The sequence below is a fragment of the Pseudomonas sp. N2-3-1-14 genome (genome assembly GCF_041228395.1).
Taxonomy (GTDB): Bacteria; Pseudomonadota; Gammaproteobacteria; order Pseudomonadales; family Pseudomonadaceae; genus Aquipseudomonas.
In genome coordinates, this window is record NZ_CP166199.1 from 1006918 (window position 1) to 1024412 (window position 17495).

13 protein-coding genes and 1 pseudogene are annotated in these 17495 nt (G+C 60.5%); 6 read left to right on the forward strand and 8 right to left on the reverse strand.

Translation table 11 applies throughout. The annotated features are described in order from the left end of the window. The first annotated feature begins 84 nt into the window (after positions 1-84). Complete coding sequence (locus AB5I78_RS04665; protein WP_369302578.1) at positions 85-1626, forward strand: alkaline phosphatase; 1542 nt, start codon at positions 85-87, stop codon at positions 1624-1626. Positions 1627-1758: 132 nt separating this feature from the next. Here AB5I78_RS04665 and AB5I78_RS04670 read toward each other — a convergent pair whose 3' ends face one another. Continuing rightward, positions 1759-4284, reverse strand: a complete 2526-nt coding sequence (locus tag AB5I78_RS04670) for a PepSY domain-containing protein (RefSeq protein ID WP_369302579.1) — start codon at positions 4282-4284, stop codon at positions 1759-1761. A 136-nt stretch (positions 4285-4420) separates the two neighbouring features. After that, positions 4421-6706 (reverse strand): TonB-dependent receptor, encoded by a 2286-nt coding sequence (locus AB5I78_RS04675; RefSeq protein WP_369302580.1) that lies wholly within the window; start codon positions 6704-6706, stop codon positions 4421-4423. 207 nt (positions 6707-6913) lie between these two features. Here AB5I78_RS04675 and AB5I78_RS04680 point away from each other — a divergent pair, with 207 nt between their 5' ends. Beyond that, positions 6914-7594 (forward strand): Fe2+-dependent dioxygenase, encoded by a 681-nt coding sequence (locus tag AB5I78_RS04680; protein WP_369302581.1) that lies wholly within the window; start codon positions 6914-6916, stop codon positions 7592-7594. A gap of 1 nt (position 7595) precedes the next feature. Further along, positions 7596-8345 (forward strand): tetratricopeptide repeat protein, encoded by a 750-nt coding sequence (locus AB5I78_RS04685; RefSeq protein WP_369302582.1) that lies wholly within the window; start codon positions 7596-7598, stop codon positions 8343-8345. Between the two features lie 47 nt (positions 8346-8392). On the opposite strand, the gene AB5I78_RS04690 is transcribed toward AB5I78_RS04685, so the two are convergent. From AB5I78_RS04690 to AB5I78_RS04710, 5 genes are all read right to left on the reverse strand, one after another. Continuing rightward, positions 8393-9556: a type III PLP-dependent enzyme gene (locus AB5I78_RS04690; RefSeq protein WP_369302583.1), complete on the reverse strand. Its 1164-nt coding sequence runs from the start codon at positions 9554-9556 to the stop codon at positions 8393-8395. A gap of 466 nt (positions 9557-10022) precedes the next feature. Then, the gene (locus tag AB5I78_RS04695; protein WP_053131666.1) at positions 10023-11180 is read right to left on the reverse strand and encodes a betaine/proline/choline family ABC transporter ATP-binding protein; all 1158 of its coding nucleotides are present in this window, start codon (positions 11178-11180) and stop codon (positions 10023-10025) included. Continuing rightward, complete coding sequence (locus AB5I78_RS04700) at positions 11177-11830, reverse strand: ABC transporter permease (protein ID WP_027604864.1); 654 nt, start codon at positions 11828-11830, stop codon at positions 11177-11179. The genes AB5I78_RS04695 and AB5I78_RS04700 overlap by 4 nt, the downstream gene beginning before the upstream one ends. A gap of 11 nt (positions 11831-11841) precedes the next feature. Then, entirely contained in the window at positions 11842-12738 is an 897-nt protein-coding gene (locus tag AB5I78_RS04705; RefSeq protein WP_242194740.1) for a glycine betaine ABC transporter substrate-binding protein, read from the reverse strand. Positions 12739-12758: 20 nt separating this feature from the next. Next, on the reverse strand, positions 12759-13475 hold the full coding sequence (locus AB5I78_RS04710) for an ABC transporter permease (RefSeq protein ID WP_025856261.1): 717 nt from the start codon (positions 13473-13475) through the stop codon (positions 12759-12761). 332 nt (positions 13476-13807) lie between these two features. On the opposite strand from AB5I78_RS04710, the gene AB5I78_RS04715 reads away from it, so the two are divergent. The 3 genes from AB5I78_RS04715 (at position 13808) to AB5I78_RS04725 (ending at position 16195) form a co-directional block, all read left to right on the forward strand. Then, positions 13808-15391 carry a peptide chain release factor 3 gene (locus AB5I78_RS04715; protein ID WP_145165255.1) on the forward strand — a complete coding sequence of 528 codons (1584 nt, stop codon included), beginning with the start codon at positions 13808-13810 and terminating at the stop codon, positions 15389-15391. 188 nt (positions 15392-15579) lie between these two features. Beyond that, entirely contained in the window at positions 15580-15837 is a 258-nt protein-coding gene (locus AB5I78_RS04720) for a hypothetical protein (RefSeq protein WP_145165253.1), read from the forward strand. Between the two features lie 97 nt (positions 15838-15934). Continuing rightward, a complete protein-coding gene (locus AB5I78_RS04725; RefSeq protein WP_106578629.1) occupies positions 15935-16195 on the forward strand; it encodes a hypothetical protein in 261 nt (86 codons plus the stop codon). Between the two features lie 83 nt (positions 16196-16278). Here AB5I78_RS04725 and AB5I78_RS04730 read toward each other — a convergent pair. Continuing rightward, positions 16279-17414, reverse strand: a pseudogene (locus AB5I78_RS04730) (hypothetical protein). Between the last annotated feature and the right edge of the window lie 81 nt (positions 17415-17495).

The window sequence follows — 17495 nt, forward strand, 5'->3', positions numbered from 1 at the left end:
CTCCAGGGTTGCCGAGTCGGGTGTCACATCCGCTTCATCCCCGCGTGCTTTAGTTGACCTTTTGATACTCAAGAGGGCACCTGCATGAGCCACTTCGATCTCGGCCGTCGCCGCGTGATGCAAGCCGTCGGCGCCGGCCTGCTGCTGCCGGGCCTGGCGCCGGCGGTGATCGCGTCGGTCAAGGACCGGCCGCAACTCACCGATGGCGTGCAGTCCGGCGACCTGCTGGGCGACCGCGCGATGATCTGGAGCCGCAGCGACCGCCCGGCCAAGATGGTGGTGGAATGGGACACCCGCAGCGTGTTCAGCAACCCGCGAAAATTCATCTCGCCACTGGCCGACAGCCGCACCGACTTTACTGCCCGCGTCGAACTCACGGGGTTACCGGTCGACCAGGCGGTCTTTTACCGCGTGCATTTTCAAGACGCCCAGACCGGCGTCGCCAGCGAGCCGTGGTTCGGCCACCTGCGCAGCGTGCCGCAACAACGCCGTGACATCCGTTTTGTGTGGAGCGGCGACACCGTCGGCCAGGGCTTTGGTATCAACCCGGACATTGGCGGCATGCGCATCTACGAAGCGATGCGCTTGCGCCTGCCGGACTTTTTTATCCACAGCGGCGACACCATCTACGCCGACGGCCCGGTGCCGGCGCAACTGAGCGTTGAAGACGGACGCATCTGGCGCAACATCACCACCGAAGCCAAGAGCAAAGTCGCCGAAACCCTGGATGAATACCGCGGCAATTACCGCTACAACCTGCTCGACGAAAACGTGCGCCGCTTCAACGCCGAGGTGCCGCAGATCTGGCAGTGGGACGATCACGAGGTGGTGAATAACTGGTCGCCGAGCAAGCAACTCGATGAGCGCTATCAGACCAAGGACATCAACATGTTGGTCGGCCGCGCACGTCAGGCCTGGCTGGAGTATTCACCGATGCGTCGGCAAAGCGCCGATGGCGGCGGGCGGATTTATCGCAAGCTCAGCTACGGCCCGCTGCTGGATGTGTTCGTACTGGACATGCGCAGTTACCGCGGCCCCAACGACGACAACCTGGGTGGCGAAAAACCGTTCATGGGCCGTGAGCAACTGGACTGGCTCAAGCGCGAACTCAAGGCCTCAAAAGCGCAATGGAAGGTCATCGCCGCCGACATGCCCATCGGCCTTGGCGTACCGGATGGCGAGGTCAGCCCCGGCGTGCCGCGTTGGGAAGCGATTGCCAATGGCGACCCTGGCCCGGCCCAGGGCCGTGAGCTGGAGATTGCCGAACTGTTGGGGTTTTTGCGTGCCCAGCAGGTGCGTAACCACGTGTGGCTGACGGCGGATGTGCACTACTGCGCGGCGCACCATTACCACCCCGACCGGGCGGCGTTTCAGGATTTCGAACCGTTCTGGGAGTTTGTGGCCGGGCCTTTGAATGCAGGGAGTTTTGGGCCCAACCCGTTGGATAAAACCTTTGGCCCACAGGTGGTGTTCGAGAAGGCGCCGCCTGCGCAGAACACTTCGCCGCTGGCTGGGTTTCAGTTTTTTGGTGAGGTGCAGATTGACGGGCAAACGGCGGAGTTGACGGTGATCTTGCGCGACTTGGATGGGGTCTCGGTGTTCGAGCAAAAGCTGCAGCCTGCCTGACCTGCAATGCACTTAAACACTGTGGGAGCTGGCTTGCCTGCGATTGCATCACCCTGGTGTCACTGATACACCGAGGTGCCTGCATCGCAGGCAAGCCGGCTCCCACATTTGATCCTCGGTGTTTATGAGGGCTTAGTACACATCCCGGCGATAGCGCCCTTGCTCGATCAGGCGCTCGACTGCTTCGCTGCCCAGCACCTCATGCAGCACCTGGTCCACGCCCGTCGCCATGCCCTGCAAACTGCCGCAGACATAAATGGCCGCGCCGTCCGCCAGCCATCGACGCAGCACGTCCGCCGACTCGCGCAGGCGATCCTGTACGTAGATTTTTTCTTGCTGATCGCGGGAAAACGCCAGGTCCAGCAGGGCCAGATCGCCGCTGGCCAGCCAGCCTTGCAGCTCGTCCTGGCACAGGTAGTCGTGGGCGATATTGCGCTCGCCAAACAGCAGCCAGTTGCGCTGCTGGCCAGCGGCAATGCGCGCCTTGAGCAAGCTGCGCAGGCCGGCAAGGCCAGTGCCGTTGCCCAAAAGGATCAGCGGCACTGGCGCCTCAGGCAGATGGAAACCACTGTTGCGACGCAGGCGCAGGCTGATGCTTGAGCCGAGGGCGGCGTGTTCGGTGAGCCAGCCGGAACCCAGGCCCAGGCTGCCGTCGGGGTGACGTTCCTGGCGCACGATCAGCTCCAGCACGCCGTCGCTGGCAATCGAGGCGATGGAGTATTCGCGCATGCCCAGGGGCACCAGGGCGTTCACCAGTGCCTGGGCATGCAGGCCGACCAAGTGCGCGCGGTTGTCCGGCAGTTGGCGGGTTGCCAGGGCTTGGTTGAGGGTTTGCGCAAGGCCCTCGATCAACACGCCGTCGCTGCCGGCCAGGCCCAGGCCGGCGAGGAAGTGTTCAATGGCCCACGGGCAATTGCGCGGCAGTATTTCCACCAGATCGCCGGCCAGCCAAGTGTGTGGCGCAGGCGGTGTGAGGCCGAGCAAGTAGATGTCCGAGCCGACACTGTCGCGGTTGAGCAGGGTGCGTCGGGTCAGGGTCCAGTTTTCGTACTGGGCGGTTTGCCAGGCGGATGCCGGCGCATGGCCGGTGAGCTGGCCCAGTTGCTGTTGCCAGGTCAGCAGCGCGTCGGTGTCGCCGCTGTCGACTTCCACAGGCGCGAACAACGGGTTGCCGCCTTGATGGGTCAGCCAGAAATGCAGGCGCCGGGCAAAGCCGCAGAAGTGTTGGTACTGGCGGTCACCCAGGGCCAGCACCGAGTAGTTGAGGCCTTTGAGCGACAGGTCCTGGCCGAGCACGCTGCGTTCGAAACCGCGGGCGCTGTCGGGCGCTTCGCCGTCGCCGAAGGTGCTGACCACAAACAGTGCATGTTCTGACTCACACAGGTCTTGCTGGCTGACACTGCCCAACGGCTGCACCTTCACCGGCAGGCCGGCGGCCTGTAATTGCCCGGCCGTCTGCCACGCAAGCTGTTCGGCAAAGCCGCTCTGGCTGGCAAAGCCGATCAGCCACGCCGGGGTGTCGCTGTGGTTGGCGCCGAGGCCTTTGCGGGCATCGCGTACCTGGCGCTTTTTGCGGCGGCGGTCGAGGTACAGCAGCCAGCCGGTAATAAAGAACAGCGGCATGCACAGCGCACTGACGGTCAGGATGATGCGGCCTACCAGGCCGAAGTAGCTGCCGGTGTGCAGCGCGTAGACACTGGTGAGCAATTGCGACTTGAAGGTCTTGCTCGCGTAGCGGTCATGGGACTTGACCTCGCCGGTGGCCGGGTCGAGGTTGATCTGGTTCAGCGCGCGGTCATGCGGCGATGTGTTGAGCAGGTAATACACAATGGCCGGCTGCCCGGCGACGGCCGGCATGCGGATGTTGTAGGCGCTCAAGCCGGGGCCGGCGTTTGCGTAGATGCTGCTCCAGATCGCGTCGTAGTCGGCCACTGGCGCCGGGCCTTCGGGCGGCGGGCCGCGCTTGCGCATGCGTTCATTTTGCGGGGCGTCGGAGAGCAGTTTGGTCACGCCCTGGTTGTACCAGTCATACGACCAATACAGGCCGGTGAGCGCGGCCAATAGATAAAACAGCAGGCACCAGGTGCCGAACACCGAGTGCAGGTCCCAGTTGAAACTGCGGCCCTTTTTGCGCCAGTCCAGCGTCAGCCAGGCGCGCCAGCTTGCCACCTGGCGCGGCCAGCGCAGGTACAGGCCCGACAGGCAGAAGAACACCAGGATCAGCGTGCAGGCGCCAGTGATTTGCCGGCCGGTATCGCCAGCCGCCAGGAAGCGGTGCAGTTGCAAGATGAAACCGAACACGTCCTGGCCGACGGCGTCGCCCAGGTAGTTGCCGGTGTACGGGTCGAAGTAGCGCATCTGGCCACGCCGCTCGCCCGGCGGTGCGGTGAAGAACACGCGCGCAGCGTTGGCGCTGTCGCTTTCCACCCACAGCATCGACACGGTCTTGCCTTCGGTGGCCTCCAGCTTGTGCACCAGTTCGGCAGGCGGCAGCACGCCGGCTTCGCGTTTTTCGACGCTCAATACGGTCGGATTGAGCGCGCGCAGAATTTCATCCTGAAACGAGACCGCAGCCCCGGTAATCCCCATCAATGCCAGCACCAGCCCGGCGGTAATGCCGAAGAACCAGTGCAACTGGAACAGGGTTTTCTTCAACACGTCGGACCGCCTCGCTCATCTGGATATATAAGTCACGGCGCGCATTATGCCGTGGGCTAACGAGAAATCTTCTGTTTTACACGCAAAAGCCCCACGCATCCGATGCGTGGGGCTTTGGGCCTGAAGTTTGCCGCGTTTAGAAGTGGAAACTGGTGGTCAACAACGCCGTACGACCGGCCGCCTGGTTGGCGAAGTGCGCCGCGTAAGCTTTGTCGTAGTAGGTCTTGTCGGTCAGGTTTTGCACGTTCAATTGCAGGTCGACGTTCTTGGTCAGCTTGTAGCTGGCCATGGCGTCGTAGCGCGTGTAGGACGGCACGTAAACCGTGTTGGCCGCATCACCGTAAACCTGGTCGACGTAGAACGCGCCGCCGCCGATGGTCAGCTTTGGCGTGATGTCATAGGTGGTCCACAGGCTGAAGGTGTTTTTCGGCGTGTTGGGCATTTGGTTGCCCTGGTTGGAACCGGCAGTGACGACACCCTGGCGGTTGCCGTTTTTGCCGGGGTCAACCAGCTCGCTTTTCAGGTAGCTGTAGCCGGCGAACACTTGCCATTGTTCGGTGAGCTTGCCGCTGGCGGACAGTTCGATGCCGTCCACTCGCGATTCGCCCGCGGTCTCGTAGGTGTTGGAGTCCACCAGAATGCGCGTGTTTTTCTTCTCGGTACGGAAGATCGCGCCGGTCAGGGACAGGCGGTTGTGGAACAGGTCCCACTTGGTGCCCAGTTCGTAGTTGACGGTTTCTTCGGGTTTCAGGTCGCTGGTGTTGATGCCGGTGACGAAGCCGTTGGTTTCCTGGCCTTCACCGACCATGCCGCCGGCAGGCGATGCCGAGGTGGCGTAGGAGGTGTAGATGCTGCCGTTCTCCAGCGGCTTCCAGACCAGGCCCGCCTGCCAGTTGAAGAACTGGCTGTCGTCCTTGATTTTGCTGCGCCCCGCGGCGGCGTTGGTGTTGGCTTCGGTGTCGAAGGTGTCGTAGCGCAGGCCCAGGTTCAACAGCCATTTCGGGTCCAGCTCAATGGTATCGAACGCGTAGGCGGCGCGGCTGGTGGCCTTGGTGTTGGTGCCGTAGTAGTTGCGCGCGACGCTGCCGGTCCAGGCGTCGTCTGGCGTCGGGTTGCTCAGTGAGGTGCACTGCCCGCCCAGGCTGCCTTTGGCCACGGTGCAGGTCGGGTTGGCGTTCGGGCTGACCGTGTAGCCACTGACGCGGGTTTCTTCGCCGGTGAATTCCAGGCCGGTGGAGTACGAGTGCTTCATGCCCGCCAGCTGGAAATTGCCGAACAGGTCGGTCTGGTTGGTGGTGGTGTCGGTGGTCGACACTCGCGTGTTGGCACGGCGCCACACGGTGCCGAAACGGCTGACGTTGCGCTGGCTGTCGTCCGGTTGAGTGAGCACGTAGTCCTGGCCGGTGCTGCCATGGCGAAGGGTGTTTTTCAGCGTCATGTTGTCGTTCAGGTCGTGCTCGATGGAGAACGTGCTGATATCGGCGCGGGTCTTGCGGAAGTCGCGGTCTTTCAAACCATAGAAGTTGTTGCTGTCGCCGCCATCGGTGGGTTTGTCGTGCCCGTGGGCAGTGGCGGTCGGCGAGCTGTAGCCGTAGGGAATGCCCGAGTCCGGCAGGTCGTTGCTTTCCATGTGGTAGTAGCTGAAGTTGACGCGCGTCGGCGTGCCCAGGCCGAAGGTCAGCGACGGCGCAACACCCCAGCGGTCATAGTCGATGACATCGCGGCCAGCCACGTTCTGCTCGTGGCTCATCAGGTTCAAGCGAAACGCGGCGTTGTCGAGGAACTGGCGGTTCACGTCGAGCACGTAGCGGCGGGTCTGGTCGGAGCCGTAGGTGAAACCGCCGTTGGTGAAGTCGCGCGCCTGTGGCGTTTTGCTCACCAGGTTGATGCTGCCGCCCGCCGAGCCGCGACCGCCGAACGAGGAGTTCGGGCCTTTGCTGACTTCAATCGATTCGATGTCGAAGATCTCGCGGCTCTGGCCGCCAGTGTCGCGCACGCCGTCCAGATAAGTGTCGCCCTGGGCATCAAAGCCGCGAATGAACGGACGGTCGCCCTGAGGGTTACCGCCTTCACCGGCACCGAAAGTAATGCCCGGTACAGTGCGCAAGGCGTCCTGCAACGAGGTGGCGGCGGTGTCCTTGAGCACTTGTTGCGGCACCACGGTCACCGAGCGCGGGGTGTCTACCAATGGCGCGGTGTACTTTTGCGAAGCGGCTTTTTCCACCTGGTAGGACGTGTTGTCCTGCTCCTGGCCGGTAATGCTGGTGGCGCCCAGGGAGATGCTGTTGCGCTCGCCTTTCTGTTCGGTGCTCTCGGCCGCTTGTGCCAATTGGGCGGCAGAGCTGGCGCTGAGTGCGACGCCGATGGCCGAAGCCAGCATGCGTGGTGAACTGGCTGGTGTTTTTAGCAGTGTGCGCGACATTGACGTGTCCCTTCCCCAAGGTTGTAAGGCCGCGGAATATAGGGTCAACAAGAGTTTCTATCAATTGCGATACATTACTATTCGCACTGAATTTACATTCTTTACACTTTTTGCTTACGGTTTTTACCAACTCGTTCGTCACCCGCGTTTTACAGGGCGGATAAGAATCAATACCATTGGCGCCTCTCTGCCTTCAGGTACTGCCCCATGCTGCTGCACATTCCCGGCCTGTTCTCTCGCGAGGAGGTGCTGCGCATTCGCCAAGCCTTGGAAAGCACCGAGTGGGCCGACGGTAAAATCACCGCCGGGCATCAGTCCGCCAAAGCCAAACACAACCTGCAATTGCCCGAAGGCCACCCGCTGGCCAAGGAAATTGGCGCGGCGATGCTCGAGCGTTTGTGGAAAAACCCGCTGTTTATGTCAGCGGCGTTACCGCACAAGGTCTTCCCGCCTTTGCTCAATTGCTACACGGCCGGTGGCAGTTTCGACTTCCATATCGACAACGCCGTGCGCCAGGCGCGGGGCAGCCATGAACGGGTGCGCACGGACCTGTCGTCCACGCTGTTTTTCAGCGACCCCGAGGAATACGACGGCGGCGAGCTGGAGATCCAGGACACCTTCGGCCTGCAGCGGGTCAAACTGCCGGCCGGCGACATGGTGCTGTACCCGGGTTCGAGCCTGCACAAGGTCAACGCCGTAACCCGTGGCGCGCGTTACGCCTCGTTCTTCTGGACCCAAAGCCTGGTGCGTGAAGACAGCCAGCGCACCTTGCTGTTCGAGATGGACGGCGCCATCCAGCAACTGACCCGCGATGTTCCTGACCATCCAGCGCTGATCCAGCTCACCGGCACGTACCACAACCTGTTGCGCCGCTGGGTCGAGGTCTGACATGGGCTTTTTACTGCACCGTGAAGAAGTGCTCAACGTCGAGCAACTGCAAAGCATGCTCGACGATTCCCCGGTGCGCGCCGCCCAGGCGATTTTGATGGCCGCCAAGGAGGGCGTGGTAGACGCCCAGGCCTTGCTGGGGCAAATCCTGCTGGAAGGGCGCGGCATTGCGCGCGATGAAGCGCTGGCGCTGCGCTGGTTCCAGATCGCCGCCAACGGCGGGCAGTTGATGGCACGCAATATGGCCGGGCGTTGCCTGGAACATGGCTGGGGCTGCGCCGTCGATGAAGCGGCAGCTGCGCGGGAGTATCGCCTGGCGGCAGAGGCCGGGTTGGATTGGGGCCAGTACAACTATGCCAACCTGCTGGCCACCGGTCGTGGTGTCGACGAAGACCGACCGCAAGCGCTGGGGTTTTATCGGCTGGCTGCAGAGCAGGGCCATGCCAAGTCGATGAACCTGCTGGGGCGTTATTTGGAAGACGGCCACTCTTGCCCGAGGGATTTTGAGGCGGCTGTCGAGTGGTATCGGCGTTCAGCCGAAGGCGGGGATTTTCGCGGGCAGTTCAGCTATGCCGCGATATTGGCTGACCGAGGCCGAATAGACGAGGCATTGGCGTGGCTGCGCAAGGCGCTGGCGGGCGGCAATCTGAAGTTTTTGCGAACGGCTCACACCGCGTTGGCCGCAGCCAGTGACCCGCAGGTCCGGGCGATGGCCGAGGCCTACCAACAGCGCGCCGCGAGCCTGTCCTGACCAAAAAAAACCCATGACATGTCATGGGTTTTTTGTGTGCGAATTGCTTACACGTAGTAAGACTTCAACGGCGGGAAGCCATTGAATTCCACAGCGCTGTAGCTGGTGGTGTACGCACCGGTCGACAGCCAGTACAAACGGTCACCAATCGCCAGGTTCAGCGGCAGGCCGTACTTGTAGTTTTCGTACATGATGTCGGCGCTGTCGCAGGTAGGGCCGGCGATGACCACTTCTTCCATCTCGCCTTTTTTCTCGGTCCAGATCGGGAACTTGATGGCTTCGTCCATGGTTTCGATCAGGCCGGAGAATTTGCCCACGTCGGTGTACACCCAACGCTCGACGGCGGTGCGGGATTTACGCGCAACCAACACCACTTCGCTGACCAGGATGCCGGCGTTGGCGATCAACGAACGGCCTGGTTCCAGGATGATTTCCGGCAGGTCGTCGCCGAAATCTTCCTTGAGGAAACGGATGATTTCTTCGGCGTAGGTTTCCAGGCTGTTGGTGCGGGTGATGTAGTTGGCCGGGAAGCCACCGCCCATGTTGATCAGCTTCAGATGAATGCCGTCTTCTTCTTTCAGGCGTTCGAAGATCACTTTGACCTTGGCGATCGCCGCGTCCCACACGCTGATGTCGCGCTGCTGCGAGCCGACGTGGAAGGAGATGCCGTATGGCACCAGGCCCAGGTCACGGGCGAGGATCAGCAGGTCCATGGCCATGTCGGTCTGGCAGCCGAATTTGCGCGACAGCGGCCAGTCAGCCGTGGTCGAGCCTTCGGTGAGGATACGCACATAGACTTTCGAGCCCGGCGCGGCCTTGGCGATGTTGCGCAGGTCGGCTTCGGAGTCGGTGGAGAACAGACGCACGCCCTTCTCGTAGAAGTAGCGGATGTCCTTGGATTTTTTGATGGTGTTGCCGTAGCTGATACGGTCGGGGCTCACGCCACGGTCCATGACCTTGTCCAGCTCGTAGATCGAGGCGATGTCGAAGCTCGAACCCTTGTCTTTCAACAGGTCGATGATCTCGACGGCAGGGTTGGCCTTGACCGCGTAATAGACTTTGGCGAATTCGAAACCGGCGCGCAGGTCATCGTAGGCCTGGCTGATCATCGCGGTGTCGATCACCACGAACGGGGTTTCTTGCTTGTCGGCGAACGACTTCATTTTGTCAAACGTGGCGCGCGCGAAATAATCTTCGACGTTGATCGACATGCTGGGAACTCCTAAGGGCAAACTAATTTGATCAATGGGTGCAAATGAACGTCCTCCGTATCCCCACTTTGGTTCGCCTACTTCCCAAGGCATGTCGCCGAAAGCAAAAAGGCCATGGGATCACTTGCGTCCCTTGGCCTTGCTGTCTCGTCGTCAGTACTTGAGCCGGATGGATCGTTTCCAGCATGGACGTTCGGCGCGAACTTTAGGACGTGAGGGGCCATAGATCAACTAAAAATGTCGCGTTTTTGCACGCGTTCGTCGCAGGACCTCGTGCAGCTACTTATGTAACCGACAGGTGTGACGGATTGATGTTCCCCGGATGGGCTAAATCGGCGGGATTTCAGCGAGCAAATGTGGGAGGGGGCTTGCCCCCGATAGGGGTGGATCAGTGACTGATGAAGTGACTGACACACCGTCATCGGGGGCAAGCCCCCTCCCACAGGTTGACCTGGGTTGTTTCAGATCAGGCCAGGGCGGTCTCGGCAGGGGAGACAATACTGGTCTTGCCGCCACGCGACTTACCGGAACTCAGGTACTCGGCAATCGATTCCTGAGTCACTTCACCCAGGAACACACGCTCCGCGTCCATCACCGGCAACCACGAGCGGTTGAACTCGTACATGCGCGACAACAGGATGCGCAAGTGCTCGTCATACGCCGCCGTGGCGTTGAACTCGCGCAAGTACTGGCCGCAGGTACCGGTCTGACGGTGCAGATCGCGACGTCGTACATAACCCAGCGCCTTGTTCTCGGCACAGGTGACCACCACGTAGCGACGGTCCGTTTCGTCCATCAGCTCCAGGGCCTCGGCCACCGGGGTTTCGGGGCTCACCGACGGGGCGTTGTCCGCCGCGTCTTCGGCTTTCACCAGCAGCAGGCGCTTGAGGGTGCTGTCCTGGCCGACGAAATTGCTCACAAATTCATCCGCCGGATGCGCCAGCAGCGTGTCCGGGTGGTCAATCTGCAGCAGTTTGCCGGCACGGAAGATGGCGATTTTGTCGCCCAGCTTGATCGCTTCGTCGATGTCGTGGCTGACCATGATCACGGTCTTGTTCAGCGCGCGCTGCATCTCGAAGAATTCGTTCTGGATCATCTCGCGGTTGATCGGGTCAACCGCGCCGAACGGCTCGTCCATCAGCAGCAGCGGCGCATCGGCCGCCAATGCACGGATCACGCCGATGCGCTGTTGCTGGCCGCCCGACAGTTCACGCGGGTAGCGATGCAGATACTGCTTGGGCTCCAGCTTGATCATGCTCATCAACTCGCGGGCGCGGTCGTGGCATTTCTGCTTGTCCCAGCCGAGCAGCTTGGGCACGACCACGATGTTTTCCTCGATGGTCATGTTCGGGAACAGGCCGATCTGCTGGATCACATAACCGATGTTGCGACGCAGGGTCACCTCATCGAGGTCGGTGGTGTCTTCGCCGTTGATCAGAATCTTGCCCGAGGTGGGCTTGATCAGGCGGTTGATCATTTTCAGCGTGGTGCTTTTGCCGCAACCCGATGGGCCGAGGAACACGCAAATCTCGCCTTCATTGACGGTCAGGCTTACGTCGTTCACGGCAGATACGGTTTTGCCGTTGCTTTGAAAAGTCTTGGTCAGGTTTTGAAGTTCGATCATTTGAGCAGTCCTTTTGGAGTCAGCGAGCGTTGCAGCCATTGCAGAAGCAGGTCGGCGAAGATGGCCAGAAGACTGACCAGCACGGCGCCAACGATCAGCATCGACATGTCGCTGCGGCTGATGGAAGCCAGAATAAGTACACCCAGGCCACCGGCACCGATGGTGGCGGCGATGGTCATTACACCAATGTTCATCACCACGGCGGTGCGCACACCGGCAAGGATCACGGGCACGGCGATGGGCAGTTCAACCATGCGCAGGCGCTGGCCGAAGGTCATGCCGATGCCTTTGGCGGCTTCGCGGATGCCCGGTTCCACGCCCGTCAGGGCCAGGTAGGTGTTACGCATGATCGGCAGCAGCGAGTAGAGGAACACCGCGGTGATCGCCGGCATCGGCCCCAGGCCCTGGCCGAACTTGGAGTAGAACGGAAGCAGCAGGCCGAACAGCGCGATCGACGGCACGGTCAGCAGCACGGTGGCGCTGGCTTGCAGCGGGCCGGCCAGGGTCGGGAAGCGCGTCATCAGCACGCCCAGCGGCACGCCCACGACGATTGCCAGAATAACGGCGATGCCGACCAGGGTGATGTGCTGCCAGGTCAGGTGCAGGACCTGGGCCCAATCAAGATGGGAAAAGGCGTTCAGAAATTCCATGTCTTCTCCTCTTATTGGCTGATGGGATGTTGGCGCAGGAAGTCTGCGGCCACGGCGGAGGGGCTTTCATGGTCAACGTCGACCCGTGCGTTCAGCTGGCGCATGGTGGCGTCGTCGAACAGCGCGGCCAGCGGTTTCAGGTCGGCGGCCAATTGCGGGTGAGCGTCGAGATAAACCTGACGCACCACCGGCGCAGCGGTGTAGTCCGGGAAGTAGTGTTTGTCGTCTTCCAGCAGCTTCAATTTGAAGGCATTCAGGCGACCGTCGGTGGTGTAGACCAACCCGGCAAACACCTGGCCATTACGCAGCGCGGTGTAGACCAGGCCGGCGTCCATCTGCCGGGTGTTTTTGCGGGTCAGGTTCATGTCATACAGCTTGACCATGCCGGCCATGCCGTCGGAACGGTTGGCGAACTCGGTGTCCAGGGCCACCAGGCGCGTGCCTTTGGTTTTCTCGGCCAGGGCTTGGGTCAGGTCGCTGATGCTGTTGATCTGCGGGAACTCCTTGGCCACGTTTTCCGGCAACGCCAAGGCGTAGGTGTTGCTGAACTTCGACGGGGAGAGCCAGACCAGGCCTTTTTTCGCATCGAGTTCTTTGACTCGGGCGTAGGACTGTTCGCTGTCGAGCTTCTCGTCCACATGGTTGTAGGCCACCAGCGACACGCCGGTGTATTCCCAGATCAGGTCCAGTTGCCCGCTTTCCTGGGCACTGCGCGCCAGGTTGCTGCCCAGGCCGCCGGTCACGCGGGTGTCGTAACCCTTGGTGCGCAGGTACTGGGAGGTGATTTCGGCGAGCAGCGTCTGTTCGGTGAACACCCGTGCGCCGATGCGGATGACGGGTTTTTCAGCGGCTTGCGCAAAACCTGCGAACAGCAGGACGCAGCTCAATATCAATGTCAGTTTTTTCATGTGAATTCCTTTGCCAAGCCTTAAGACGGACGCAACCCGCGTTCCAGCCAGAGGCGGCTGGCCATGGTCACCAGACCGTCAAGCAGCAATGCCAGCAGCGCGGTGCACGCGGCGCCGAGCAGCAGTTGCGGCTGATTGTTCAGGGCGATGCCGGGGAAGATCAGGCTGCCCAGGCTGTTGGCACCAATCAGGAACGCCAGCGGTGCGGTGCCGACGTTGATCGCCAGGGCTACGCGCACACCGCCGATGATGATCGGCACGGCGTTGGGCAATTCCACGCGAAACAGCACCTGACGCGGCGTCATGCCGATGCCGGTGGCGGCTTCTTTCAGCGAGCCTTGAACGTTTTTGAGGCCTTCGTAGGTGTTGCGCACAATGGGCAGCAACGAGGCGAGGAACAACGCGAAGATGGCCGGGCCACTGCCGATGCCGAGGACGCCGAGGGCGATGGCCAGTACGGCCAGGGGAGGGACGGTGTTGCCGATGTTGAAGATCTGCATGAAACGTTCTGCACGCCCGACCATGTTCGGTCGGCTGAGCAGGATACCGGCGGGGATGCCTACAACGAGGGCAGCCAGCATGGAGACAAGAACGAGGATCAGGTGTGCTTGCAGGTAAAACAACAAATCGTCGCGGTACAGTTCGATCGTGTTGATGCCGATCCAGTGGACCAGCAGGGCCAGGAGAGCGACGACAACCGCTCCTCCTATCAGCCCTTTGCCATAGCGAATAGCCACAGGCGGACTCCTTTTTTTCTTTTGTCGGCGAACACATTTCCGAGCGGCAATGCCATTCCTGGCTGTCGGCGAATGAGTTCGCGAAAAGCAGCTCGCCGATACCGGCAACGCGGTATGCGATCAAGCCATGAGCGCAGCCTCGTCAGGCTAACTTGCTGATTTTTCAGCCCCTGGTACGAGTGCGGTAGCAGGGGAGTGGACGTCTCTACCTTTTAAAAGGTTCCACACTTGGCAGCATTTAGCCACCCCCAATCGGGTGAACGGTGGTCTGGCTCCCTGGGTTTGCGCTATACTCGCCGCCCTTTTTTGACTCACCTGCCAGGCGATTTCCCATGACCCACCAGGCCGCCGAAGTCGCGAAACGCCGCACTTTCGCCATTATTTCCCACCCCGATGCCGGTAAAACCACCATCACCGAGAAGCTCCTGCTGATGGGCAAGGCAATCGCAGTGGCCGGCACGGTGAAATCCCGCAAATCCGACCGCCATGCCACCTCCGACTGGATGGAAATGGAAAAACAACGGGGTATTTCCATTACCACGTCGGTCATGCAGTTCCCGTATCGCGACCACATGGTCAACCTGCTCGACACCCCGGGCCACGAAGACTTCTCCGAAGACACCTACCGCACCCTGACCGCGGTGGACTCGGCCTTGATGGTCCTCGACGGCGGTAAGGGCGTTGAGCCACGTACCATTGCGCTGATGGACGTGTGCCGCCTGCGTGACACGCCAATCGTCAGCTTCATCAACAAACTCGACCGCGATATTCGCGACCCGATCGAGTTGCTCGATGAAATCGAAGCGGTCCTGAAGATCAAGGCTGCGCCGATCACCTGGCCGATTGGTTGCTACCGCGACTTCAAGGGCGTGTACCACCTGGCCGACGACTACATCATCGTTTACACCGCTGGCCACGGCCACGAGCGCACCGATGTGAAAATCATCGAAAAGCTCGACTCCGACGAAGCCCGCGCCCACCTGGGTGACGAGTACGACCGCTTTGTCGATCAGTTGGAGCTGGTGCAGGGCGCCTGCCATGAGTTCAACCAGCAGGAATTCCTCGACGGCCAGCTGACCCCGGTGTTCTTCGGTACTGCGTTGGGCAACTTCGGTGTCGACCACGTACTCGACGCCGTCGTGAACTGGGCGCCGAAGCCTCTGGCCCGGGTTGCCAATGAGCGCACCGTAGAACCGGTCGAAGAGAAATTCACCGGCTTTGTGTTCAAGATCCAGGCGAACATGGACCCCAAGCACCGCGACCGTATCGCCTTCATGCGTATCTGCTCCGGCAAATACGAAAAAGGTATGAAGATGCGCCACGTGCGCACCGGCAAGGACCTGCGCATCGGCGATGCCCTGACGTTCTTCTCCTCCGAGCGTGAGCAGCTCGAAGAAGCCTACGCCGGCGACATCATCGGCTTGCACAACCACGGCACCATCCAGATCGGTGACACCTTCACCGAGGGCGAAGTGCTGGGCTTCACCGGTATCCCGCACTTCGCCCCGGAACTGTTCCGCCGCGTACGCCTGCGCGACCCGCTCAAATCCAAGCAACTGCGCCAGGGCCTGCAGCAATTGGCGGAAGAGGGCGCCACCCAGGTGTTCTTCCCCGAGCGCAGCAACGACATCATCCTCGGCGCCGTCGGCGTGCTGCAGTTCGATGTGGTCGCCAGCCGCCTCAAAGAGGAATACAAGGTCGAGTGCTCCTACGAGCCAATCACCGTGTACTCCGCGCGCTGGATCGATTGCAGCGATAAGAAGAAGCTGGAAGAGTTCTCCAACAAAGCCGTGGAAAACCTGGCAGTGGACGGCGGTGGTCACCTGACCTACCTGGCCCCGACCCGCGTGAACCTGGCATTGATGGAAGAGCGCTGGCCGGATGTGAAATTCCGCGCGACGCGTGAGCACCATTAAGGTCTGAGCGGTAAAAAAAGGGCGAAGCTGTCATGGCTTCGCCCTTTTTTGTGGGCGCGCCGCTGACTCAATGTGGCAAGCCAGCTCCCACATTTGATCCTCATCTGTCAGCGGCATTGGCGAGAAGTCCGCATCCGGTCTAGCGTTTCAAATAATTCACCCAATCAGCGACGGATCAGGAGGCGACCTTGCGTATAACTCAACGCGCCATTCATGTGGTGCTGCTGGGCGCCTTGGGGCTGTCCACTGCTTTGGCTCACACCGCGGCGCTGGCGGATGCCGGAACCCCCCAGTGGAAGGACACCGGCCCCGTCAGCAAAAAAAAGCAAAAGGAGGTCAACTCCGGCAGTTGGCAACCCCAAGCCCAACCCGCGCCGAAGGAAGACGCAGAAAACCCTTATAACGAAGGCGAGGACAGCGACACCTACGACGATGGCGACACCTGAAGCCTGGCGCAAACCCGGCATTGGGACTAGCTTCTAACCTGGCGACGGTAAAACGCTGTCGTGCAGGATTCATCTACTGACTGGACGGAAATCGACCATGAGTATTTTTCAACGTGTAGTGCTGTTGATAAAAGTGCTGGTGCTGTTGTCGTTGGGGATGTCGACGGCCTGGGCGCATAACCCGGTGCAGGGCAGTCAGACGGGCTTTTCGGCGGTGCAGACAGCGCAGGGCAAGGGCCTGCAGCTGGCCAAGTCGGAAGCCGAACCAGGCGATGAGGACCAAGGCGGTTCCAAGGATGATGACGACCAGCAAGCCCCGGATGACGATGATAGCGATCAAGGTGACAGCGATACCTGATTCGGCCTGAAGCACGGCCCCTCCCGTCAGGTATGCACCGCCTGACGGGAGGGCTGTATCCCCCTAAACCAGCTCCCTTTGAATCACGCGATATCGTTGAAGTATTCGCTGTCCACTATCTTGTCTATTGAAAGTCCCTGTCCTGGCAGGTAATCGGTGCCGCTCGCGGCGGTGAATTTAATATCGCTGCTGCCCTTGGTAATGCTGCGCTCACCTGCAGTCGACGTGCGGGTGGTGTAAACCGTATTACGCATCGCCACGTACCCGCTCAAATCATTATTCATTTTTGTAAGACGGTCATTTATCTGGCCGGGCGTGAGGTTGAGTTTCTTTTCCAGGCGCACACCCCATCGCGTCAGGCAAGTTTCTGCAAAGTGGCGAACAATCTCGCCGGGTTCGGCATACACCTTGGCACCCTGGTTTCCGTCGGGGCAGCATTACCCACCAAGGTCGCGTGGCGCCCGGGCATTGGATAGATATGAACATGGGTACTTTTATCAAAGGTGGGCACGACACATGCGAAGCCGGAAGATCGCTCGTCCCTTGCGTAAAAACCGACGTACTCTTTGACGTTGCTGCCGAGCGTTACTCGACTGCTCTGGAAGTTCAAGAGTCCCGGAACCGGGTCGACAGCGAAGATATTGACCGGCACATTCTTCAAGACGCTGTCGTTGAGCATGGCGTTGGCCAGCATGTGGCAGCTGATCCCGCCGCGGCTCCAGCCGACCAGGTTGACGCGCGTGGGAATGATGCCGTCTTTTCGGAAGGTCTTGATAATCTGCTCTTGCAACTGCTGCTGCGTTACTTTGCGCGTACCGTAATCGTAAGTGCGCCAATACCAACTACCGGTGACTTTGACGTCTTCAATCGGAATGCCAGCTTTCTGCAGTTGGGTGTAGTTTTCCTCCGTCAGTTTTTCGCGCTGCCAGCTAAACGTGCCCTTCATGATGTTAACCGCGTGAGCCACATTTTCTTCCCAGCCGGAGCCCAGGGCGGTGCCCTTTAACTGAAGATAATTGCCAGACTCGGAGAACATCTCATCGGCCTGCAAGTTGCCGCTGCCGGGGCCGTCGATAACAATCCATTCGGCAAACTCCTTACTGACGCTTTGAGTGTTTTGCGCCAGCGTGGAAATCAACTCACCGTTCCAATAACTTGCGTGAGTATCGTCAAACTTGGTTGAGCCAGTGCCGCAGAAAAAAACAGTGAAGGTTGTCATGAGCGATTACCCGTCCATTGGATAAAGGGGGTGAACTCATAACAATGCAAAAGGCCGTGGCTGGCTACTGTGAGAACTGAC